We start from the raw sequence: 23,633 nt of genomic DNA on the forward strand, positions 1-23,633 counted from the left end.
CATTCCGGCAATACTGCTTCTCGATGACCGTCAGCGAGATGATCCGCACCGTTCATCCCCCCTGCAATTCGGAAAGGCGAACGAGGTCAAACTGAATCCGTGAAAACAGATCTTCTGCTTTCGCGTTTGTAATGTCTATTGCGATTTGCTTCCAGAGTCGCCGCTCGATCTCACGCCGACGCGACGGTGCACCTGACGAGCGCATCGCCCCTCACCGGGTCAGCTTATGCATCCATCCCGCTGGTCGCCCCATAAACACCAACATGATCAAAGATTGCGACGACCGGTTGAATCCGCCTTTCCTTTCCTGCTCTACCGCTCTCAGGGCGCGTTCAGCGGCATGGTTGTCGATCTCGACTATCCCCCTCGTCGACGTACATTGTAAGCGCGGGCCACTGGTTGAGCGCGTAGTTGATGGCTTTGTCGGTATCGCCCTTTCTGCGAAATATGACTCAATGTCGAGCGCAGCCAGGTCTCGAGGGCGTCGAGTAGCGGACGCGCCTGCTCCTGACAGACACGTCTTCGCACGTCCGTGGCTTGCCGCGGATCGCGGGCTCAATTGCATACAGCTCGCCTCCGGTGTAGCGCCCAGCCCTTCGGTATTCCGCCTCCTTGCACCATCCGGTTCTCCGGGCTCAGTTCAGTGCCTGGGCTTTTTCTCTTAACGGTTAGGCCCGACGGTATCGTCCGCAAAGTCTAGTCGACAAGCAGATCGGGCCGAATGTGAAGCATGCGAAGCGCACATCGCGATCGTGGCCATCATAATGGCTAGCCTAAACTCCGCCCGAAATTGTCGCTGACTGCGGGTGCGCATCCGGCGCTCATCGTTTTAACCGAGGTCACTTACCGCAGCTCGGCACCTTCATCGTTCGGAAGACGGAGGAACGCAGGCATTGACAGACAACTCAACGCCCCGACGATAAAGAACATCATCGGAAAATCGCTCATCGTCAAATGCTCCGCACTATGCCCGTGAGCCCGCGCACTAAACGTCAAGCAGGAAGCGCATAGTGCGACACCAATACTCATCGACGTCTGCTGCATCATAGTTGAAAGTGCTGTTGCCTTGCTCATGATGGCCTTCGGGACGCCGGAATATCCGACCGTATTCATCGTGATCATTCCAAGCGAATTGAAGATGCCAGCCGCGAAGAGCACGGCGCACATGAAATAAATCGACGTTCCGGGCGAAAACAAACCATAAGCAGCAAATGCGGCACCTGACAGTACCGTCGCTGCAATCATAAGAGGTTTGAATCCGAATCTATTAATCGCCCGTCGCATAATTGGCCGAATCCCAAAGGCTCCAACCGAAAGCCAGGCACTCGTCAATCCGGCCTGAATAGGCGTGAATTCCAAACCGACTTGCAAAAGCAGCGGAACGAAAATCGGAGACGATCCGACCGCTATTCTTAATGGCATACCGCCGATATTTGTGATACTGAATGCTTTATATCGGAATAGGCTGGGCGGAATGATCACGTCAGCACGATCTCGACTATAGATCCAATAGGCGATTGATGCCACGATGCCAATGCTTGTAACAAAAATTGTAGCGCTCAGTGAAACAAAATTGTGCCCGATAGTTTCCAGGCCGCAGACCACTCCAGAAAGTCCGATCGCCATCAAAACAAAGCCGGTGACATCAAACGGTTCCCTTTTTTCTGATCGCGAATCCGGCACAAACTTTAGTGACAACAAGATCCCCAGCACGCCGAAAGGGATGTTGAGCAGGAATATCCAGCGCCATGACGCCACCGTGACGATGAAGCCTCCGAGGAGCGGTCCCAAGACACGACCGATGGTCCCAGGCACGGTAAACCAGACCATCGCCATTACCAAATGTGCAGGCGGAATGCTGCGCAAGAGAATCAACCGGCCGACTGGCACCATCATTGCGCCGCCAAGGCCCTGCAATACCCGGAACAGAACTATTTGAGTGATAGAAGTTGCGGCTCCGCACAGTGCCGACGCTACCGAGAATATCGCAACTGCCGAACAGAAGACACGGCGGGTACCGAAGCGATCCGTGAGCCAACCGCTCGCGGGCAGAAACAGCGCCAAACTTAAAAGATACGCGGTGATGGCGAAGTTGAGGTGAAGTATCTCGACGTTCAACGACGTAGCAATCGATTGAAGTGCCGTGCCCAATATCGACGTATCGATTGCCTGCAAAAACATCGGCACAGCGACGATCATAGGAATCAGTCGCGTCTGCCGAGAGGGCGACGCCGCTTTGGCGTCCTGCTTTGCCCCGAGGATTATATTTTCGTCACTCACCGAATTATCTAACGCTTTGCTATCTGACGCCGGTAGGTATCGAGAATTATGGGATCGTAGTTCCGGAAGAATTGCTCTCTGACGGACTCCGTCATAGATTCCATCCTTGCAATTTCCTTTGGCGAGAGGCTCTGAACGATCATTCCATGATCTGCAAGTGTGGCTCTATCTGCCTCGGCCTGTTCTCGAATCAGGTCGCGTTCATAGCGCCCTGCTTCCACCGCTGCGTGTTGCAGAACATTCCGGTCCCCAACCGACAACTTTTGCCATATTGCGGAGTTAGCAACGACTGCAATCGCGCTATAGGAATGATTCGTCACCGTCACGCTCGACTGAACATCATACAGATGGCCAACCACGATTTGGGAGTAAAAGTTGTCTTCGGCCTCCACTCGTCCCGACTTCAGAGCCGGATATAGATCGGGATACGGAAGACCAACGACCTTGGCACCTAAGGCCTTAAACGTCTCCACAAACGCCGGTTCCGGAATCACACGAACCGGACGGTCAGTCAGATCATTAGCGTGTTTGAACGGCCGCCCCGACGTCGTGATCTGCCGGAATCCGTTTTCCCACCAAGCGAGACCCGTCAGTCCATGGCCTTGGAGACGCGACAGCAATTCCCGGCCAAAGGGACCGTCCAGCAGTTCATGCGCCTGGCGATCGCTGTTGACCACGAACGGAAGGTCCATGATTTCGAATTCGCGTTCGAGATGACGCAGCGCCGGCGTAACCAGCAGCATCATATCGGGAGCACCAGGTCCCCCCTTTTGCAACGCCTTGATCTGGTCTTCGGGCGATCCAGGAACCGTCGCTCGACTTACTGTCACTGCCAGGCGTCCGTTGGACTCTTCGTTGACGAGTTCCGCGAACCGGATCATGCCGCGCACTGTCGGTTGATCCGAATTCAGGGGCGACCGATAATCCATGATCGTAAGCGTTTGCAGCCGCTGTGCATGTACCCATATCGGCTGTGCAATCAAAAGCGTTCCGAGCAGCGCCCCGGTAATGTGATTGCAAATATGATTTATCGACCATATCGACTTGAAACGTGTAAATCGCTTCGTCATGTTTCCAGCGTCCTTCAAGACGGTGAAGTGAAGGTATGGGTGCGCGGTGGACGGCGCGTCAATCTTTCTATCGCTTTGATACCGCGGCCCGGACCATCATCGCCAAAACAATGATCCCGGCGCCCAGGGGCGGACCATAATCATAAAGACGTAGATGACGCACGAAGAAAATTGTCGAAGTGGAAATTACAATCAGCGTGACCGCCACTACAACCATAAAAACAACGGCGAAATCCCTCTTCACGACTCACCCCTCGGCTCAAGTCCTTCGCGTTTCATCCCGTCCCAAAACCAAAACGGCTGCGCCTTTAGACGGCAAAAATTTGCGTAGTATCCACCGTATGCCAGCAAGAGTGCGCCGTTCAGGAACAACTCCTGAAGGCCAGTGAACAATTCACGCGGATCAGGCGAGACGAAGAGATTCAGAAAGACGATCGTCGTACTGATACCCGCCATGACGACCAGCGCAAGCGGCACCCCTATATCGAGTAGCAGCGACGTACCGAGTATGACCTCAACATACTTGATCATTTGATAGAACCCGACGTCCGCCATCGCACCGATATACGCACCAACTTTGCCCGCGTGGCTGAAATCCGGCACGTATCTAAAAATTACGTAATAAAGTCCTGACTCAAGATAGTGGAACGCGAAATACAACCTCCCCCACATGACTAGGTATTTCCACGGTGATTCATGTGCCATCTTCATCGTACTTTCCTTTGATACAGATAAAAAGACTACGTCACCTATGCGAGGCAGCCAACCCTCACTTGGGGTAATCAGTTGCAATTTCGTATATCCGATTTACAGACTTACGCGACGTCCGGCCAGCAAATGCTCGACAACGCCTTCCAGTCGACGATACGGCCGATCACCGGCTTGAACATCACCATCAGGAAGCAGTACCTGGTGTGCCACACCATCATGTACAGGCACCTTTGATCTTGTCGCGGATGAGCACGCCGATAAAAAGCAGCCAGGAGATGCCGAGACCGAAGTAATCGAAGTTACGCAGCGGACGGTAGTCCGCCCAACCCCAACCCGTTGAGCCGTCGATGGCCAGCAGCGTCAGCGCGATACAGATGGCGATTGCGATCCAGGTATTTTTTTTCATGCGAGTGCTCCTTAAGCCGATACTTTTTCTTCGACAGACACACCGACCAAAGTCGGGTCGGTTTGCAATAGACCACCTTTACCCTTCAGGTTGAAGCCATTCCAACCGTCCCACAGCCACATAGGGTTCAGGGTCGGGCGGAAGCATGCAGCCATATAACCGCTATACGCAAGCAGCAGCAAACCGTTCATCAGCAGTTCTTGCGGGCCCGAGAACAATTGACGCGGCGTTGCGGAAATGAACGTATTCAGCCAGAAAATCGTAACCGTCGTCGGCATTTCGAGAATCAGCGTCAGTAAGACAAAACGGTTCGTCAGAAGCAGGAAGCCGTAAATCGCCTCCATATACTTGACCCAATGATACATACCGATTGCATCGGCACCGGCCAAATACTGACCGGCAAGACCAGGAACCATCGGTACGTAACCGTCGATCACGAATCGAATGCCTGAGAAGAAAAGGTGTGCGCCGAAATACAGCCGAAGCCACGTAATGACGTACTTCCACGGGAAAGAATTAGCGCTTTGCATAGGGAAATATTTCCGAAAAGTTAGTGCAGTACAGCGACGAAATATGCCTGCGGCAGGCATACCCCAAAGGCGGTGGTCTAGACCCCCGCCTGAGAGCCCGTTAAATGATGCCTTTGCGTCGATCCCGAATTAAGACGGTGATGACGCAGATCCATGGAATTGCCAGGCCAAACATATCGCGTGCGCGCAATTCTCGATATTCTGTATAGCCCAGTCCTGTGGATCCGAAGAATACCCAGCACGTCATGATGACGCAGCATGCAAGGCCAATATAAAGATTCCGGTTACTTTTCATCTTCGATCTCCCTTATGCGAAATCGCTTGATTTCTTAATAGTGGACGTCGATTCGGCGCCTTTACTCAGCCTCAAATGCTCTTTCCAGACGTCGACCTTGAAGCCCTCCCATAGCGCGAGCGGCTTGTTTGGCTTAAACACACTTGCCATATAGCCGCCATACGCCACCAGAATGAGGCCATTTATTAGCAGTTGATTCGGACCCGAGAACAATTGACGTGGAGTCGCAACGATAAAGGTATTAATCCAGAAAATCGAGATAGATGTCGGGAACTCGAGAATTGCGCCGAGCAACACGTATCGGTTCGTCAGCAACAGGATGCCGGCCAGCATTTCCACTGCTTTAACGGCATAAAACATGTGAATGGCATCGAGCGCCTGCACGTATTGGCCTCCGATGCCTGGAATAAACGGAACCCAGCCTGTCGAAAGATAGCGGAAACCCGACCACAAAAGATCGGCGCCGAAATAAACCCGGAGCCAAAGTACAGCATATTTCCACGGTGGCGAATTAAGTCCGTGCATCGAATATCTCCTATATTGGATTATGGTTATGCAACGCGCCGGAATCGAGCCCGCCGCCTTGTGTTCCGCTATTACGCTTCGACAACCCGATGCTGCTGTCCCGGCGTATGAATCTTGGCCAGTAATTCCTGATTCAATGCAAATCCGAATCCGACGCCTTCACTCGGATACGCAAAGCCGCCGCTAAAGCGCTGGCCGCCGATAGCCAAGTCCTGATCGACGGGGATATCACCACTGTTCCATGCTGCGTGGATCGCGAGAGGGCCCATGCTTTCGCTCATGAACTGGCATGCCCACTCGTTTGCGACCATGAGATGCGTGCTCGGCCCGGATTCGACACCCGATCCGATCAGCGTGCTGCAAAAGACAGGAATGTCGTACATGCGACATGCGGCCAGGAATCGCTGTGCCTTGACCAGCCCGCCGACCTTCTGAATCTTGAGAACGACGCCATCGGCCGAACGGCGTTCGGCGATTTCGCGGAGATCGCCCAACTCTTGCGCTCCCTCGTCTGCGTATATCGGTGTGGTGATACGCTCGCGCAGTTTCGACAGGCTGTCGCGGTATTGATGCGCCAGTGGCTGCTCCATGAATGAGAGGTTGTATTGATCGAGGCGCTTCATCGTCGCCAACGCCTGCTCGTAGTTCCATGAGCCATTCGCGTCCAGGATGATCTTGGCATCCGGACCGAGCGCGGCTCGCACTTCGCGGACCGTAGCCACGTCGTTATTGAACGTATGACGGCCGACTTTGAGCTTGAACGCCGAGAAGCCATTTTCGCGGACCTGGATCGCGAGCTCGGCCACCTTTTCGGGCTCACCCGCGGACAATACCCAACCGAGCGGAATCTTCTCGCGAGTGCGGCCACCCAACAGGCTGTAGACTGGCACGCCCAAAGATTTGCCCTTCAGATCATGCAGAGCACAGTCGACCAACGCCTTCGCCTGATTGTTGTCGCGTGCGAGTTGATCCATCATGCCGACGATCTTTTCGATATTGCTCGCATCTTCACCAAGCAAAATTCGTGGCGCGAAAATATCGGAAATCATCGCCGTCATCGACGCTTGGCTTTCACCGCGATACCACGATGAAGTGTCCCCCGACTCCGCATAGCCGACGAGACCGTTGTCGGCTGTAATAGCCAAGAAAAGCGTATTCAGGCATGTGATTGTGACATTCGGAAGCTTAATCGGCTTCTTCAGCGGCATCGAAATCGGAATGCACTCAACGCGGGTTATCTTCACTTGATTTAAACCTATAGATATTCGTGGGAAGGGACGTCAGAAATGACGCCCCGACGCGACGACGAGTTATTGCACAACTGGCCGACGCAATGCACCGCTGACACGGATCAGCAGAATCACTGCCAATGCCACGGAGACCACGTAGCAGATGACGAACGAGGCGCCAAGTGCATTCGCACCGTCGAAGAATTTAGCAACGAGCGCCACCACGGTAGGGCCGAGTGCCAACCCGACGAGATTCGTGATCAAGTAATAGAGGGCGGTGATCTTGCCCATCATGTTACCCGGCGTGAACTCGGCATTCGTTGCACCGCCTGCCACCGCGAACATCGCAAACATGAACATTTGGACGAAGTAGAGGACGATACCCGCGCTCATCGTATGGACGAGCGGGAAGCATGCCGTAACGACTGCGGCGATTGCCGTTGTGACTGCCGCTACCCGAACAGGCGCATCGACCATGCCGCGCTTGCGCAACCGGTCCGCGATTCCGCCGCAAATCAGGAGACCGAGTGGGGAAGCGAGCAGTGCAACGCCGCCTATCGCCTTACCGATTTCCGGACGGGCAACATGTAGCGTGCGAGCGATGATTTCCGGAAGCCATGCCATCTGGGAACCAATGGCAATACCGTATAGGCAAATCGCAGCCCAGAGTTGAACATACACGCCACGATTCTTCCAGACGAAGCACATGGTCTGCTTGTACGTCACATCGGAAATATCGGTCTGGAAACGACGGGGCGGCTCACGCAGCAGCCAAAGCAGAATCGCGAACGGAACCCCAATGATGCCCGGCACCAGCAGTACAAAGTGCCAGGGCTTCATGCCGCCGACGACAGGTAGTGTATCGAATGCGCCTGCAGAAGCTGCCTTCAACAGGACGGCACCGAGAGCCATGGACAAACCAGTACCCAACATCGGACCGATATTGTAGATACCGAAAGCAATACTGCGACGATGCGGCGGAAATGCGTCACGAATCATCGACTGCGATCCGGGTGCCAGCGCCGATTCACCAACACCGAGACCAACACGTGTGAAGAACAACTGGAGATAGGTCGTACTCAGACCACAAAGCATCTGAACCACCGACCATGCCATGATCGCGCCGCCGAGGAGCGTCTTCCGTTGGTATTTGTCGACCAGAATGCCCATCGGAATACTGAGCATGCTATACAGCAACATAAAGGAAAGGCCAAGCAACAAACTGACCTGAAGATCGGAAATTCCGAGGTCTTCCTTAATCGGTCCGACAACGAGAGCAAGCGCGCCCCGATCGATAAACGAGATGACGTAGGTGGACGTCAAAACGATAAGCATCCACCATGCACCTTTGGTCGTCTTTGAATCTTCCACGTTGTCGGCGGGGGCCAACTTCGTTTGTACATCTGCGATCTCACTCACTACGGTGTCTCCTTGCTAATTATCCGTACAACTATTTAGCGCCCTTCTCCCGCCCACTATCGGCGAGTGCGGTCTTTGCCGCCGTCACGCCAGATACGATGAACTCGGCGATATCGCCCATCGAGTTGTAATACGGTCCCCATAGCGATCCGCATTCTCCGATTGCATAAAGACCGGCAATCGGCTTGTTCTGATGATCGAGAACACGCTGACCTGCGTCGTGTTTCGGACCGCCGTGCGTGTTTAAATAGGTCGGGAGCATTGGCCCGATCGCGTAGTACGGGCCTTCATCGTTGAGCGGCACGAGGAACGTTTCGCGCCCGCAATCGCGATCAAGGTTGTTGCGGCACTGATCGTTGTAACGCTCAACCGTCTCGCGAAGTGCGGCCGGATCGAGGCGGCCGGCCTTGCACACACCCTGGATCTCCGGCCACTGGCACTTCAACGCCAGTTCTTCAAGCGTATCGGCCTTGATGACGAGGCCTTCTTCGATTTCCTTGAGGTTGTCTTGCGACCACGGCGGCACACGCGAATTCAGCGTCGTCATTGCCGCACCGCCCGCACGCACCTTTTCATCGAAAATGTGGAATGCCGGCACGTTCGTGAATTCCGGGGTGCCCGGCGTCGTTGCCAACCAGGTATCGCGATTGGCCAATCCATGTTGGACAACCGACGTGTCCACCGTTTCGTTATGGAAGCGCTTCGCCTGGCGGTTGACCCACAACAGACTGCCGCCGTCCTTGAAGGCGCCGCTTTTATAGCCGAAGCCCGCGACCTTGTTCAGGTCGTAAGTCACATAGACGTAGCCTTCCTTCGTCTTGATGCCCATGTTCAGGGGGCCCGCTACGGCGTTCATGTGCCAGAGTTGCGCGCCAACCTCCTGCGCCATTCGAATGCCGTCGCCGGTCAGATTCGGGCTACCAAGGAAGTAGATCGGGCAAGCAGTCAGGAATTGTTTGCACATGGCGTCGTTCGCCTCGAAGCCCCCACTGGCCAACACGACTGCCTTGCGAGCACGCACCGCGATCGTCTTGCCGTCATGTTCGGCTTCAACACCGAGAATCCGTTTCGTGGCCGGGTGCTGAACCAACCTGGTGACGCGAGTGTTGCACTGGACGCGGCCACCCGCCTTCTCCGCTTGTGCGGAGATCGCATTCCAGAGGCCAGCTCCGCCCGGTGCGGCGACGACGCTCATACCTTTGATGCTTTCCCCGCCGGGAGCCCCCGGGAATTCGGGAAAAAATCCCGGTGCCGAGAACGGCTGCGGGTTGTCCTTGAGCGGCAATTCGAGTTTGTGCTGCCAGGCGGGTATGTTCTTGAGGCTCGACACGAAATGGCGAAGAACGCTTTCATCAGTTTGGCCTCCACACAGCCAATTCAGATATTTGAACGACTCTTCTTCGTCGACAGAGGTCATGATCAGACCGCCCGCGACGCAGACCGAGTTGCCGCCGCCCTGCGCACCCTTTTCGAGAATGAGCACGTCGGCGCCCTGCTCAGCAGCTTCAAGCGCAAACACCGCGCCGGCGCCGCCGTAGCCGACAACAACCATATCGGCCTGGTCATCCCATCGGGGCTCGGTCCAATTCAATTCCATTTTCGTTATTCCTCGTGTCTCAGAAAACATACCAGCGCGGTTCGATCTACCTAGGCTGCGGGGGCAGCAGCGGCTCGCTCAGCCTCTTCCGCCGAGCGAAGACCGTTGTAGATTTCGTTGTAACGCAGCACCGGTTGATCCATCACCAACATGATCATCTTGCGCCCCGGCGTTTTCGAGATCGTTGCCTGCTGCGTCTCGATGATTGCCTTGTCTTCAGCGAATGCGGCTTCGGCGATCGCGAAAGCGTGATCTGCCAGATCGGCATGCTCGTGATCAGGACCGAAGTTGTAGAAGAACATCGATTCCGTATCGTTGATCGGCGTGATCATCTGGCATGTGCAACGGCGGAAGATCGGCTCTTCTGTGGGCCTGCCATCGACGAGACGATCCTGAACGCCCGGGGCGTACGAATGGATCTTGAGGATGAAGACGCCCGGCACGAGGAACGTGCTGACGACGTTGTCGTCGGAAGGGATTTCACCGAAGTATGGATTCGACTGACGTCCCAGGTGCCAGCGGTCAGCAACGACGCCACGCTCGACCGTATCGATGCCGCGCTTTGCTTCACCATCTTTCTGAATCTTGAGCGACACTTTGTTGTTGGCACCGAACGTCGCTTCGTGAACATACGGTGCGTGCGAAAGGTCGAGCAAGTTGTCAGCGACAATTTCCGCGTTCCCCTTCCATACCTTCTTCGAGCATTTCATCGCGAAGACAGCGCTGTCCGGACCTTCGATCGGCGGAATCAGCGCGGGATCAGCCTTTGCAGCGTCACCCATCCAAACCCATGCAGCACCATGTTTTTCTTCGATCGGGTAGCTACGAACGCAGACCTTCGACGAGATACGATCGGTGCCCGGGATTTCGGTGCAGCGTCCGTCGGCGGAGAATTTCAGACCATGGTACATACAGCGCAGTTCATCACCCTCCTTACGGCCGACCGACAGCGGAACCAGGCGGTGCGGACACAGATCTTCGAGTGCTACGAGCGTGCCGTCTTCCTTGCGGTAGAGCGCCAGTGCCTCGTTCATCACCGTGAACGGGACGATATCAGTGGCCGAAAACTCGCTCGACCATCCAACCATATACCAGCAGTTCCGGAGGAATTTCATTGTCAGTCTCCTGAGAAAGGAATCGAGAACGGATAAATCGGAACAAAGTGCGACACAATAGACCTGCCAGTTTGCGCATGCGACCTCTGTGACTCAACCGGACTGACATCCTAAATAGTATTCAATTCAGTATTCATGGCATCTTATCGCGTTGCTTCGCGCGACATGACTCGGGATAACCCTGAAATGCACGTAAACGGCGTTCCAGTCAGAACGCCGTTTATGTTTGCAACTTCATTAGCTGAAGTAGACGCGCTCAGCCGTCGTATGCAGCACCTTGCGCTGATCTTCAGCCGACAGGGTGGAGACGGAGTCCTTCGCCAGCTGGACCATGTCCTTGTAGTCGCCCTTCGATTGAGCGATGTCGGAACCCCACATCACACGATCGGCACCGAACGAGCGCACCACACGCTCGACAACCGGCGCGGACGGCAGCTCGAGCGCTTTCAACTTGCCGAGGTTGATCATGGAATAAAGCAAGAAGACGTTCGGACTGTCGACGAATTTCAGCAGTGCTTCATCCACGCCGTAATCCGGTCCCGGGCCCTCGCCGATAATATTTGAAAAGTGGTCAAGAATAACCGGCGTATCAGGGAACTCCCTCACCACGTCTTGAAGCGCTTCGAGTGCTGCCAAACGATTCCAGCGGTAGAAGTGCAGACGCACGCTGCCGCCGAGATCCGTCACTGCTGCCCATGCACGACGCGCTTGCGTCGAAGCGAACCAGCTGCTGTCTGCACCTTTCTTCGGTTCCGTCAGACGGATGCCGACCGAGCCGCGCTCGCCGACCCAGTATTTCACCGTTTCTTCGACGTTCGGTGCCAGTGCGTCGAGCATGCACAGCGAACGCAGACGATCCGGATATTTCTGTGCGGAATCCACGACGTAGTCGTTGTGGAAGCCGTAGAGGTGCGCGCGTTGGACCGCGAGCGCCTTATCGATACCGAATGTGTCGAGCAAGTCGATCAAGCGCTCAGCCGTTACCGGATTGTCGAATGCGTTTTCTTCCAGAACGCCGCTCAGCGGCGACGGCGGATATTTCTCGCGGTCGGTCGAAATAAGGTGTGCGTGGCTGTCAATCATGACGTTACCTCTATTAAATTCAATTTAACCAATGATCTGCGGCATTATTTCCACGGGTCCACGCACACGTGGATCGCACCTTGAATGCCCCGACCTGCGGTGGCCAGAATTGCGTCGTGCACCTGCGACAGGTTGAACGTGTGCGAGCACACTTCATCGATCGGATAGCGGCCTGAGCCTACATAGCGCAGTGCCAATTCGACCGCTGCGTAGCTACGGCCACGCGGTGCACGAACCGTCAGATAGCGCTTCTTGATCTCGCCGATCGGTACGTTCTGCTCAAGGCCGTTCAGGCTCAGATAGGCGCCTTTTGCCGCCAGTGCGATCGACTGCTTGACGATCTCGCCCTTGGGGTCGCCGGTCGTATCAACCACGACGTCCACGCCCCGTCCCTTGGTGATACGCATCACTTCGGCTTCGAGGTCTTGCGTTTCGATGTTGATTGCATAGTCGGCGCCCAGGCGCAGCGACAGATCGAGACGACTTTGATCGCGCGTCATGCCGGCCAGAATCACCGTATATGAGCCTGCGGCCTTTGCCGCCAGCACGCAGCCCAAGCCCTGCTGGCCCGGTCCCCACACGAGTATGACCTTAGCGGGACCTGCGCCGCCGTCGAGACACGCCCACTGCACGCCGTTACCGAACGGCACTGCCAGTGTTGCGTGCGTGGCCGGCATGTCTTGCGGAATTTTGTGCAACACCGTGTTGAGCGGCAGATGCATGTACTGCGCGTAGCCACCCCACAGGTGGGGTGCCTTGTTGGCGGTGGACATGCCGAACCGATCGGTATTGAGGCGATCCTTCACATTGAAGAAATCGACTTCCATACACAGACGGAAATCTCCCTTCATGCACCATTCGCAGTGCCAGCACGGAAGATATTCGTGCAGAGCAACGCGATCGCCGGGCTTCACGCCCCAACGCTTGGCCGCGACTTCACCGACTTCTTCGATGGTTCCGACGTTTTCGTGGCCCATGATGACCGGAAAGTGGCCGGCCTTGCGATAGAGCTCGGGATCGCTGCCACCTACGCCACTGGCTTCGATGCGCAGGATTCCGGTTTCAGGCTTGACAGTCGGATAATCGAATTCACGGATTTCCGTGGTTTCGACATCCGTCTTGACCGCTGCAAGTACCTTCTTCGTCATGTGTTTGTCTCCTGCTCGTTTTCGAGCTCAGAGTTTCCCAAATACGCGAAGTGCGTTAGCACCGAAGATCGCGTTGAGATCCTCATCAGGTAATCCATTGAGTGCAATACGGGTGAGATCCAATGCATTCCCGTAGCCTTCGCGAGAACTCACGACTGGGAAATCGGAACCCCACATCAGGCGATTCGCGCCGAATGCGGCTACCGCCTCGTGGACAAGTGGCGACGTCGCGTCCCCGAAGGGACGGCCCAGATGCCAGGTTTTCGGGTCGCGAGGCATCAATTCGCCGAGCCCCGGAACCTTGAGCATGACATTCGGAAAGGCGGCGAGCTTGAACACCTGGCGACGAATAGCTAACTGCTCATCTGTCGTGACGGGCGTGCTGGTGCCACCCAGATGTTCGAGGACGATGGTCGTCCCTGCCAACCTCGCAACCAGTTCGATAAACCCCGGCGCGTTGAATGCTTCCGCCGACCCCACGCAACTGACGGGTAATCCAGTTTCCTGGACTGCACGCCATGCTTCCGGAAGACGACCATCCGGAAGACACGAGGAGGGGCGAAGCCGAATACCCGACACGCCATCGGCTGCGAGGTTTTCGATCGTCATTGCAACGTCCGGGGCTTCGACATCAACCCAAGCCACGCTCGACAGACGGCCCGGATATCGCTTGACGCAGTCTTGCTGATATCGGTTATCCGTCTGTCCGATCATCTGAGTGAGGATGGCCAGATGAATGCCATGTTCAATCATTTGATCGAGCAACGTCTCGACAGGCTCATACCAATGAGGCGAAACATGCGCGTGACTATCGACGATCATGTGGACCTCAGGCCTTCAGAGCGACTTCCGGATTGAGGGGTACCTCTTCTTTCCACGTACGATCGTTCGGGAAAATCACCGTCGAAGCGTGAATCTCATTCCACGGAATCGTGGTCGTCAGCACGCTGGGCAATTCGCCGCTTTCCGAGTAAGCACGAGCCGCACGGATCATCTGACGACGCCATGCAACGACCGCGACATCCGATGTGCCGAGGTGTTCCTTCGTGCGGTCGAGGATACGGCCCTGAGTTTCGCTGACTGCGTGGTCCTGCGTCAGGATGCCCTTGATGCCCGACATCGACGTCGTCTTCATCGCCTCGCGATCCTGCTTGTACCAGTTGTCGATGTTGAGCTCCTTGCGGAAGTTTTCATCGAGCCAGTGACCGCCTTCCTGAATACGATATTCGATATCGACAGGCTGCGTTTCGTCGAAGAACCACTGGATATGCCACGTCGATTCGTCATCGCGCGGAACAAATGCATTTGCCATGCGACGGTTCTTGCGCACGCCGAATCCATCGGGCGGAATCAGAGTGAAAAACGGCAGAATCACTTGCGTGACCCGGGCGTGCAACTTGCCTTCTTCACGGAAATTGCGCACGCCTGCATAGCGCAGGCCGTACTGCGTGTACTCGACTTCGATCTTCGGACGCAGATCGCGTTCGTGTTCGTACTTGGCCGGCGCGGCCCACGGTTGTTCACGGTGCAGGACGCCTGCGTGTGCAGAGTCGATCGTACCTTCGACGGCTTGGGCGTAGTTGCAGTCTTCGAGTACCTTGAACGCAGCAACCTTTTCTGCGGGGTACGAAAGGAAGTCGAAGTCGGGGAATTGCGGAACCTTCGCGGGATCGCCCATATACGTCCAGATCACGCCAGCGACTTCTCGAACCGGATACGCCACTGCCTTGATACGCGAGCACAGCTTCGAATCTTCCGGCTCCGTCGGGGTGTCCATGCACTGACCATCGACACGGAACTTCCAACCGTGATACAGACAACGCAGGCCGCCTTCCGAGTTGTCGCCCAGCGCGAGCGACGCACGACGGTGCGGGCACTGTTCTTCGAGCAGACCAACCTTGCCGTCGCTATCGCGGAACGCCACAAGGTCTTCGCCCAACAGACGCACACGCACGGGCTTGCCGCCCGGCTCGCTGATTTCCGACGCCAGCATCATCGGAATCCAGAATTGACGGATCATGTCGCCGTTCGGCGTGCCTTTACCAACCTGGGTCAGAACGTCGTTATCTTCGCGGGAAAGCATGGTTTGCTCCTAGATTTTGTTTTATCTGTGAATATGCGCGGGAGATAGGTGCTCTCCCACTAGCGTTAAACGAGTTCGACGGCCTTCAGCAATCGATCACGCGCGTCTACGGTGTTGCTGTCGTTGCCAATGAAATCGTGCGCTTCGACAATCAGGTTGCGCAGAGCAGCAAGGTTCTGCACTTCCCGCACATTCGAGCCCTGCCGTGCAGCAGCGACGATATCGTTATCGAGCAGCCGCCAGACTTCATCGAGCTCGGATTCGCGGTAAATCATGTGCTCGAACGTACTCGACTTCTCCACGCGCCCGATCAGTTCACGCAGCGTTTCTGGTGAGTAATCTTCGATCGAGTGAATATCATTCACGTTCATGGCTCATCCTTATTTCTTGGGACCTGGACCGAACTGCGAAGGTGGGAGGCCGAGCGCATGGCGACCAAATGCCGTCAGCGCCGAATCCCACGTGAAAGCGAAGTGCTGGGCGGCGGAATTGACGTCGCGCCAGATACGTTGGAGCTCCGAAGCGTTGTAAATGCTGGTGCCGCCGGCAGCTTCGAAGACACTGTTGGCCGCGCGACGAGCGGTTTGAGCGGAATACGCCCAGTCGCGCGGTATACGCGACCATTCGAGCGCCGTCAGTGACTCCGCACTTTCTGCCGTATCGACGCGGCGCGTGTCTTCGAGAATCAATGCGTAGGCCGCGTCGAGATCTGCCGTCGCGTGTGCCAGGCGTTCGATCGTAGCCGACTGTTCCGCCATTTGAGCGGCCGGCATTGCCTGAAGACGCGGCGCCAAACCCTCAGCGAACGAACGGAGTGCTGCGCGTGCCATGCCCAGCGGCGCGCCGATGAGCGAGAACGGCGTGACGTTCTGGAAAGGCATCCGGTAGATCGGGGCACGCATTGCGTCAGCGCCTTCGACGTTGCCCGTCATCATGTCTTTGACCGACACCGAACGATGTTTCGGGATGAACGCTTCCGCGACCTTGATCGTGCGGCTACCGGTGCCACGCAGGCCAGCCGTGTGCCAGTCATCGACAATTTCGATATCCGAACGCGGGATCACGAAAAAGCGCGGTTCAGGCGGCCCATCGGGACGCTGCACGGCGTTTCCGATGATGACCCATTGCACGTGGTCGATACCCGAACAGAAGCGACCGTCGCCGTTCACGAGTTTGTAGCCGCCGTCGACTTCGGTAATCGTGCCGCCCAAGCGGAACACGGTTGCCGTCAATACGTGGCCTTTGCCAAGCACGTCTTGCTGTGCTTGCAACGGGAACAGGTTCAACATCCAGCTATGACCCGCCAGAACGCCGAAAACCCAACCCGTCGAGCCACAGGCCGATGCGATTTCTGCCGTAACTTCGACGAGCGTAGTGAAACCTAGTTCGGAACCGCCAAACGTCTTCGGTGTGATGATGTTGAAAAGACCCGTGTGGCGCAGTGCATCGATCGTTTCTTTGGGCACCACGCGGTCGCTTTCGGTCTGTTTGACGCGTGAACGAATCGCATCATGCAAATCACGGGCAATATCGAGGGCTTCCTCGCGGCTGTTAATACGGCTCAAGACATTCTCCTGGGAGGACCTGGTGCGCCGGAACGTGGCCGGCGTGCAGAATAGTTTTGCTTAAATATCGCTCAGTGTTCGTTGCGACCGTAACGATCTTCGACGGTCATACGCTCCTTGGAGTCGAGGAACCAGCGATAGTGACCGCCCTTCGAGATCGGTGGAACGTCTTCGGAGACGATGTACCAGCTTTCCCCATCGTTTTCCGTCGCATAGATTTCGCCCGTTGCCGTACCGGCGATGAGCATGATCTTGTCATCCCAACGGTACATACCCATACCCTCGATGTTGCCGATAATTTCCTCGGGCAGACCGTTACGCATATGTTTCCAGGTAACACCACCATCGGTGCTCTTGAGAACAGTTGCGTTCGCCGACTTACGGGCGCCCCAATCGCGCGGTGCGTTACCCGGTCCACCGAGATACAGAATGTTTTCGTTGCGCGGGTCGATAAACATGGCGTCGGGATAACCGATAAGGTCTTGACGCGTCATCAGGTGAACCCAGGTCTCGCCAGCGTCTGCGCTGTAGTGCAGGCCTTCGCCGCCGCACATGAAGATCTGTTTCGGATTCGACGGGCGGATCAGCACGCGGTGGTTGTCGTGGTAGAACTTGTCGTTTTCCGATTCATACGACCGCGGCTCGTTCCACGTCTTGCCGTCGTCGGTAGTCTTGAGAAGCGCGCCCTGTTCAATACAGACATAAAGCGTTTCGGGTTCGGCTGGGTGAAACGAAATGTTCTTGACGTGTGCAATATGCGGGGGCGGCGGAAACGTCCACCTGTCCTGGTCCGGCACCGTCATCATTTCGGGAATTTCGACCCACGAAGCACCCAGATCGTCGCTGCGATAAAGCGCGGACGGCTCAGTGCCCAGGAACAGGACGGTCTTCCCGTCACGCTCCTGCTGCGCCATCGTATAGATATGCGTGCTCTGCAGGCCATTGTTGGCCGGTTCCCACGTCAGGCCCAGGTCCTTCGACACCACGAGACTGCCCTGGCCGTGTGCGCCCGCGAACAGCAGGCCCGCGCCCGGAACATAGAGCAACGCGCTCACGTGGCGATCTTCCAGCGTCGTGCGCATGAGCTCCCACGGGGCACTGGCGTCTTCGCGCTGGAATACGAGCATGCCGCGAATCGTAGCAACCAGTAGCGTCGTTGCCGCGCCATCACCGTGCGTAACGGTTCCACCGTTGGTGGTCAGAACTGCAATCATTTCTCCTCCCTTGGGGAATACCCCATGTGATGTCGCCTGTTTCGCTCCGAAGAGTCTTTGACTTTTTCCTGCGCAGACGAAATAATATGCAAAAAAGAATTACGAGTCAAACGGCTGAGCGAGAAACTTTCGATGATGGGTAACTGAGGAAGCGTGATGTGTGATGCCTGCCCCCCATTCGCGGGGTTCCGCGCGTTCTGCGATTTTGGAGGTGAGATGACTGAACTTAATGAAGTGATGACTCTGCGCTTGACCGCGAGTCAATATTTAGCGCGCAACACGCTGGCTCTGACGTTTGAAGACCCCGAGGGCGAGCGTCTGCCCGCCGCCGACGCGGGTTCGCACGTTGCATTGATCCTGCCGAACGGATTGACGCGTCAATACTCCCTGCTCGAATCCAGCGATAGCCTGACGCAACGCTCTTACGTGATTGGCGTAAAACTCGACCCGCGGTCGCGAGGAGGTTCCCGCTACATTCACGAAACGATGCGTGTCGGTGACCTCGTGCAGGTCGAAACCCCGCGCAACAACTTCCCGCTCGACGAAGACGTTGAGCACACGGTTCTGGTCGCCGGTGGTATCGGGATCACGCCTATTCTGTGTATGGCTCGTCGCCTGAAGGAAATCGGAAAATCGCCGCGTATATATTATTCGTGTCGAGACCGGGTCGACGTAGCGTACGCTGAAGAATTGAAGACGTTCGAAGGTTCGGTCGTTCACGTCGACGCAGAAGTCGGCACATTTCTCAATATCGAAGACCTGGTGAAGCAGGAGCCGGCATCGACCCATTTCTATTGCTGCGGCCCCGGCCCGATGCTCGAAGCATTCGAAAAGGCTTGCTCGACTTTGCCCCCGGAACAAGTCCACGTCGAGTACTTCAGTGCCAAACACGAAGCCGCACTCGATGGCAACTACGTAGTTGAACTGCGTAAGAGCGGCAAGACGCTCACCGTCCCTCAAGGCAAGACGATTCTCAACGTCGTGCGCGAAGCCGGTGTACCGATCTCGTACTCGTGCGAAGAAGGCGTATGCGGTGCATGTGAAGTCCGCGTGCTGGAAGGTGAGCCGGATCACCGCGACGCCATTCTGTCGGAGCCCGAAAAGGCTTCGAACAAGACGATGATTATCTGCTGTTCTGGCTGCAAGGGCGATCGTCTCGTCCTCGATCTGTAACAAACACCCGTGTGCCTACGGGCACCCACCATCACGTTAATTCAGGAGACAAGTAAGTGATTATCGATTGCCACGGTCACGTCAGCGCACCCGCGGAATTGTGGGTCTACAAGGCACACATTCTGTCGCATCGCGGCGAACACGGTCGCAAGATGCCCGAAGTGACCGACGAAGAAATCCTGCACTACGCCAACAAGAAGGAAATGGCACCGGTCGGCCACCTCGACATGCTCGACCGCGTAGGCACGACCGTCCAGCTGATGTCGCCGCGTCCGTTCCAGATGATGCACAGCCAGAAGCCGGGCAAGCTCGTGCACTGGTTCACGGAAGAAACCAACAACATCATCTCGCGCACTGTCAAGCTGCTGCCGAAGCGTTTCATCGGAGTCGGCGGCCTGCCGCAAGTGTCGGGCGACCCGATCGAGGTCGTGCTGCCGGAACTGGAGCGCTGCGTCAAGGAACTCGGCTTCAAGGGCGTACTGCTGAATCCCGACCCATTCGAAAACAGCGGCGTCGAAGCCCCCGGTCTCGGTGATCGTTACTGGTACCCGCTGTACGAGAAACTGTGCGAACTCGACGTACCGGCGCACATCCACGCTACCGGCTCGCAGTCGGCACGTTCGCCGTACACCGTTCACTTCATTAACGAAGAAACGATCGCGGTGTTCAACCTCGTCAATTCGAACGTCTTCAAGGACTTCCCGAATCTGAAGATCATGGTGTCGCACGGAGGCGGTTCGATCCCCTACCAGATCGGCCGTTTCCAGTCGGGCGCCTCGCGTGCCGGCCACAACTTCCTCGAGGGCATGCGAAATCTGTACTACGACACCGTGCTCTACTCCGAAGAATCGCTGCGTCTACTGATCAAGACGGTTGGCGCTGATCGCTGCATGTTCGGCGCTGAGTGCCCGGGCGTGGGTTCGGCTATCAACCCGGACACCGGCCGCACTTTCGACGACATCAAGCCGTATATCGAAAGCTTCGACTGGCTGTCGAAAGCAGAGAAGGATGCAATCTTCTTCGGGAACGCTCGCGACTTCTTTAAGCTCAACCTCGCGGATTACGAATAATCCCGACGCCCACAGGACTCGAAATCATGGCAAAAATCGTATTGGGAATGGGAACTTCGCATGGCCCCATGCTCATCACGCCACCGGAGACCTGGGGCGCTCGCGTACCCGATGATCGACTGAGCAAGCATGATTTCGAAGGCCGCGAATGGGCCTTCGATGAACTCGTCGAATATCGCCGTAGCGAGAACCTCGCGGATCAGATCACGCCGGAGAAGTGGAAGGAGCGCCATGCCCAGTGCCGGGCGGCTATCGAGGAAATGGCGCGGGTGCTGGCTGAGGCCAAAGCTGACGTCGTTGTCATTGTCGGCAACGATCAGATGGAAATTTTCACCACTGATTGCATTCCCGCATTCGGCGTCATGCACGGCCCGACGATCGTGAACAACATGATCAGTCACGATAAATTGATGCAAATGCCTCCGGGGGTGCGCCATTCGATGCCGGGTTACAAGCCGGAAACTGCCACGCATGAAGGCGTTCCAGAGCTTGCAAAGCACATTATCAAGAACGCGATCGCCGACAACTTTGACGTGGCCGCTCTTGGCCGCTTGTCAGAAACGGAAACGCCGCATGCATACGGCTTCGTGTTCCGCCAGCTGATGAAAGACCAGGTCGTTCCGACCGTGCCGGTGTTTGTCAATACGTTCTATCCGCCGAATCAACCGACAGTCGCACGCTGCCACGCTTTCGGTGCATCGATTGCTCGCGCCATCGAATCGTGGGATTCGGACGCACGTGTAGCTGTCATCGCTTCCGGTGGTCTGACGCACTTCGTCATTGACGAGCGCGTCGACAATCTGATTCTCGACGCGATGAAGAACCACGACCTCACGCCGGTATTCGCGTTGGGCGAAGAAATCTTCCAGGCGGGTACATCGGAAATCAAGAACTGGATTCCCGTCGCCGGCATGATGGATGAACTCGGCTTCGACATGACGGTGGTCGACTATGTGCCCTGCTATCGCAGCGAAGCCGGTACCGGCAACGCCATGGGCTTTGTGTACTGGAAGCCGCAGTCCGAATAAGGAAACATCAAATATATGGCAACCAAAGACGAATTGGTCCACCGCCTTCGTCGGCTGGACTGCTGCGCAGTCTCGGACGCACTCGATAAACTCGGCTTGTCCGGCGTCGTGAGCGGCGTCGCCCAAGCCTCAGGCACGAAGCGCATCGCAGGTCGCGTTATCACGATGAAACTCGGTGTTGGTGATCCGCCTCCCGGCCCGCCGCGTCATCTGGGCACCACCGCGATCGAACTCGGTAACTCCGACGATGTGATCGTTGTCGAGCAGCGCACCGGTATTGAAGCCGGTTCGTGGGGCGGCATCCTGTCGCTGGGTGCCAAGGTTCGCGGTATCGCGGGCGTGATCGCTGACGGTCCGGTTCGCGACATCGATGAATCCCGCGAGATGGGCCTGCCGGTGTTCACAAACAAGTTCACGGCGCTCACCGCTCGTGGTCGTATCGTCGAAAAGGGCGTGAACGTCCCCATTGAAGTCTTCGGGGCCGCAGTGGAAGCCGGCGACTACGTGATCGCCGACAGCAGCGCCGTGATTTTCATCAGCAAGGCAAACATCGCCAGGGTGGTCGAGACTGCTGAATCGATCGTCGCACGCGAAGCCTTGATGGCGAAGGCACTACTGGCGCGCACGCCGATCCATGAAGTCATGGGTGGCAACTACGAACTTATGCTTAAGGATTAACCATGTCCGAAATCGAACAAGACAAGAATGTTGCCCGCGCAGCGAAAGTCGAAACGGCGACCCTGAGCGACGCACTGGACCGATTGGGCCTGAACGGTCAGTGCTACAAGATCAAGCCGCGTGATTCGTCGTTCCGAATGGCCGGTCGGGCATTCACGATTCTCTACGGCCCCGCCGCTTCGCCCGCAGGCACCGTGGGTGACTTCATCGACGACGTTCCGCCGGGCTCGGTCATCGTCCTCGACAACGGTGGTCGCGAAGACGCAACGGTATGGGGCGACATCCTGACCGAGATCGCTCATCGCCGTGGTATCGCTGGTACCGTGATCGACGGCATAAATCGTGACGTACACCTGTGCCTGTCGCTCGGTTACCCGGTTTTCTCCAAGGATAACTGGATGCGCACGGGCAAGGATCGCGTGCAGGTCGAAGCCACCAACGTTCCGGTGAATATCGGTAACGTGCGCGTTGCTCCGGGCGATCTGCTGCGCGGTGACGCGGACGGCGTGATCTCGATTCCGAAGGAACACGAAGAACGCGTGCTTGCTGCTGCTGAAGAAATCGATGCCGCGGAAAATGCAATCCGACGGTCTGTGGCAACGGGTATGCGGCTAGACGAGGCTCGCAAACAGTTCAAGTACCATCAACTGCAAACGCGTCGGACTGGAGAAGAGGCATGACGGGCCCGGTTTTCAATCGTCATGAGACCACGCGTCTCGCTATTGAGCGACCGGACGTCAATTTGCTTGACGCCGCCGCGAAATTGCCGGCAGCAACGCTTCACGAGGCTGCCGGAAAGATCGGCGTCCTGCCTTATGAAATTAAGCCTGTCGCGCCCGGCTTCAAGATTTGCGGCCCAGCCGTGACCGTCCATTCGCCCGGTGGCGATAACCTTTGGCTTCACCGTGCGATTTACGCAGCACAAGCAGGTGATGTCCTGGTCGTCTCCGTAAGCGAAGCATATGAACACGGGTACTGGGGCGAGATCATGTCAACGGCCGCAAAGGTTCGGGGGCTTGCCGGTCTCGTCATTAACGGCTGTGTTCGTGATCAGCGACTGCTGTCCGAGATTGGGTTTCCCGTTTTCGCTCGCGGTCTTTGTATCCGTGGCACAGGAAAAGATTTCGGCGCCAGAGGTTGGATCAACGCCCCGATTCGATTCGACGATGTCACTATAAATGCAGGTGACCTGATCGTTGGTGACGAAGACGGCGTCGTGTGCATCCCGCGTGAGCGAATCGCCGAGGTGATCATTGCAACCGAAGCACGCGAAGCAGCAGAAGCACAGCAGATGAAGCGACTGGAAGCGGGCGAGAGCACGCTCAGTATCTTCGGTTGGGATCAATAAACCGGCTGAGACTCGCGTCTATAGCATGGGGTGGCGCCCCGAAAAAACGCCACCCCTCCATTTTCT

General features: G+C 56.4%; 23 protein-coding genes and 1 pseudogene. 6 read left to right on the plus strand and 18 right to left on the minus strand.

The features are described 5' to 3' along the window. Nucleotides 1-298 precede the first annotated feature (298 nt). The 18 genes and pseudogenes from OKW27_RS01235 to OKW27_RS01320 form a co-directional block, all read right to left on the minus strand. Nucleotides 299-575 (minus strand): annotated as a pseudogene (locus OKW27_RS01235) (IS66 family transposase); the annotation flags it as partial. Between the two features lie 268 nt (nt 576-843). Then, a complete protein-coding gene (locus tag OKW27_RS01240; RefSeq protein WP_429332273.1) occupies nt 844-2,199 on the minus strand; it encodes an MFS transporter in 1,356 nt (451 codons plus the stop codon). Nucleotides 2,200-2,288: 89 nt separating this feature from the next. Then, a complete protein-coding gene (dctP, locus tag OKW27_RS01245) occupies nt 2,289-3,350 on the minus strand; it encodes a TRAP transporter substrate-binding protein DctP (RefSeq protein WP_429332274.1) in 1,062 nt (353 codons plus the stop codon). 240 nt (nt 3,351-3,590) lie between these two features. Further along, nucleotides 3,591-4,061 (minus strand): hypothetical protein, encoded by a 471-nt coding sequence (locus OKW27_RS01250; protein ID WP_429332275.1) that lies wholly within the window; start codon nt 4,059-4,061, stop codon nt 3,591-3,593. Nucleotides 4,062-4,275: 214 nt separating this feature from the next. Next, nucleotides 4,276-4,467, minus strand: a complete 192-nt coding sequence (locus tag OKW27_RS01255) for a hypothetical protein (protein WP_429332276.1) — start codon at nt 4,465-4,467, stop codon at nt 4,276-4,278. A gap of 11 nt (nt 4,468-4,478) precedes the next feature. Beyond that, complete coding sequence (locus OKW27_RS01260; protein WP_429332277.1) at nt 4,479-4,997, minus strand: hypothetical protein; 519 nt, start codon at nt 4,995-4,997, stop codon at nt 4,479-4,481. A 307-nt stretch (nt 4,998-5,304) separates the two neighbouring features. Continuing rightward, nucleotides 5,305-5,817 carry a hypothetical protein gene (locus OKW27_RS01265; protein WP_429332278.1) on the minus strand — a complete coding sequence of 171 codons (513 nt, stop codon included), beginning with the start codon at nt 5,815-5,817 and terminating at the stop codon, nt 5,305-5,307. Between the two features lie 71 nt (nt 5,818-5,888). Next, entirely contained in the window at nt 5,889-7,061 is a 1,173-nt protein-coding gene (locus OKW27_RS01270; protein WP_429332279.1) for a mandelate racemase/muconate lactonizing enzyme family protein, read from the minus strand. Between the two features lie 66 nt (nt 7,062-7,127). Next, nucleotides 7,128-8,465, minus strand: coding sequence for an MFS transporter (locus OKW27_RS01275; protein ID WP_184062809.1), 1,338 nt, complete (start codon nt 8,463-8,465; stop codon nt 7,128-7,130). A gap of 31 nt (nt 8,466-8,496) precedes the next feature. After that, nucleotides 8,497-10,062: an FAD-dependent oxidoreductase gene (locus OKW27_RS01280; protein ID WP_429332822.1), complete on the minus strand. Its 1,566-nt coding sequence runs from the start codon at nt 10,060-10,062 to the stop codon at nt 8,497-8,499. A gap of 50 nt (nt 10,063-10,112) precedes the next feature. Continuing rightward, the gene (locus OKW27_RS01285) at nt 10,113-11,177 is read right to left on the minus strand and encodes an aromatic ring-hydroxylating dioxygenase subunit alpha (protein WP_260321311.1); all 1,065 of its coding nucleotides are present in this window, start codon (nt 11,175-11,177) and stop codon (nt 10,113-10,115) included. 237 nt (nt 11,178-11,414) lie between these two features. Next, nucleotides 11,415-12,260, minus strand: coding sequence for an amidohydrolase family protein (locus OKW27_RS01290; protein ID WP_429332280.1), 846 nt, complete (start codon nt 12,258-12,260; stop codon nt 11,415-11,417). 44 nt (nt 12,261-12,304) lie between these two features. Further along, complete coding sequence (locus OKW27_RS01295) at nt 12,305-13,408, minus strand: zinc-dependent alcohol dehydrogenase (protein WP_429332281.1); 1,104 nt, start codon at nt 13,406-13,408, stop codon at nt 12,305-12,307. 27 nt (nt 13,409-13,435) lie between these two features. Beyond that, nucleotides 13,436-14,230, minus strand: a complete 795-nt coding sequence (locus OKW27_RS01300; RefSeq protein WP_429332282.1) for an amidohydrolase family protein — start codon at nt 14,228-14,230, stop codon at nt 13,436-13,438. Between the two features lie 7 nt (nt 14,231-14,237). Next, a complete protein-coding gene (locus tag OKW27_RS01305) occupies nt 14,238-15,491 on the minus strand; it encodes a Rieske 2Fe-2S domain-containing protein (protein WP_429332283.1) in 1,254 nt (417 codons plus the stop codon). Nucleotides 15,492-15,556: 65 nt separating this feature from the next. After that, a complete protein-coding gene (locus OKW27_RS01310) occupies nt 15,557-15,862 on the minus strand; it encodes a hypothetical protein (protein ID WP_429332284.1) in 306 nt (101 codons plus the stop codon). A 9-nt stretch (nt 15,863-15,871) separates the two neighbouring features. Continuing rightward, nucleotides 15,872-17,056, minus strand: a complete 1,185-nt coding sequence (locus OKW27_RS01315; RefSeq protein ID WP_429332285.1) for an acyl-CoA dehydrogenase family protein — start codon at nt 17,054-17,056, stop codon at nt 15,872-15,874. A 71-nt stretch (nt 17,057-17,127) separates the two neighbouring features. Next, entirely contained in the window at nt 17,128-18,138 is a 1,011-nt protein-coding gene (locus OKW27_RS01320; RefSeq protein WP_429332286.1) for a glycosyl hydrolase, read from the minus strand. 348 nt (nt 18,139-18,486) lie between these two features. Between OKW27_RS01320 and OKW27_RS01325 the strand changes: the two genes are divergently transcribed. Genes OKW27_RS01325 through OKW27_RS01350 form a run of 6 tightly spaced genes read left to right on the plus strand, consistent with a single transcriptional unit; the run spans nt 18,487 to nt 23,567 of the window. Beyond that, a complete protein-coding gene (locus tag OKW27_RS01325; RefSeq protein WP_429332287.1) occupies nt 18,487-19,443 on the plus strand; it encodes a PDR/VanB family oxidoreductase in 957 nt (318 codons plus the stop codon). Between the two features lie 56 nt (nt 19,444-19,499). Beyond that, nucleotides 19,500-20,513 carry an amidohydrolase family protein gene (locus tag OKW27_RS01330; protein WP_429332288.1) on the plus strand — a complete coding sequence of 338 codons (1,014 nt, stop codon included), beginning with the start codon at nt 19,500-19,502 and terminating at the stop codon, nt 20,511-20,513. 26 nt (nt 20,514-20,539) lie between these two features. Continuing rightward, nucleotides 20,540-21,541: a protocatechuate 3,4-dioxygenase gene (locus OKW27_RS01335; RefSeq protein ID WP_429332289.1), complete on the plus strand. Its 1,002-nt coding sequence runs from the start codon at nt 20,540-20,542 to the stop codon at nt 21,539-21,541. A gap of 15 nt (nt 21,542-21,556) precedes the next feature. After that, nucleotides 21,557-22,219: an RraA family protein gene (locus tag OKW27_RS01340; protein WP_429332290.1), complete on the plus strand. Its 663-nt coding sequence runs from the start codon at nt 21,557-21,559 to the stop codon at nt 22,217-22,219. Nucleotides 22,220-22,221: 2 nt separating this feature from the next. Continuing rightward, nucleotides 22,222-22,899, plus strand: coding sequence for an RraA family protein (locus OKW27_RS01345; protein WP_429332291.1), 678 nt, complete (start codon nt 22,222-22,224; stop codon nt 22,897-22,899). Next, nucleotides 22,896-23,567: a 4-carboxy-4-hydroxy-2-oxoadipate aldolase/oxaloacetate decarboxylase gene (locus OKW27_RS01350; protein ID WP_429332292.1), complete on the plus strand. Its 672-nt coding sequence runs from the start codon at nt 22,896-22,898 to the stop codon at nt 23,565-23,567. The genes OKW27_RS01345 and OKW27_RS01350 overlap by 4 nt, the downstream gene beginning before the upstream one ends. Nucleotides 23,568-23,633: the final 66 nt, after the last annotated feature.

This window comes from Paraburkholderia sp. 35.1 (assembly GCF_050436525.1).
Classification (GTDB): Bacteria; Pseudomonadota; Gammaproteobacteria; order Burkholderiales; family Burkholderiaceae; genus Paraburkholderia; species Paraburkholderia tuberum.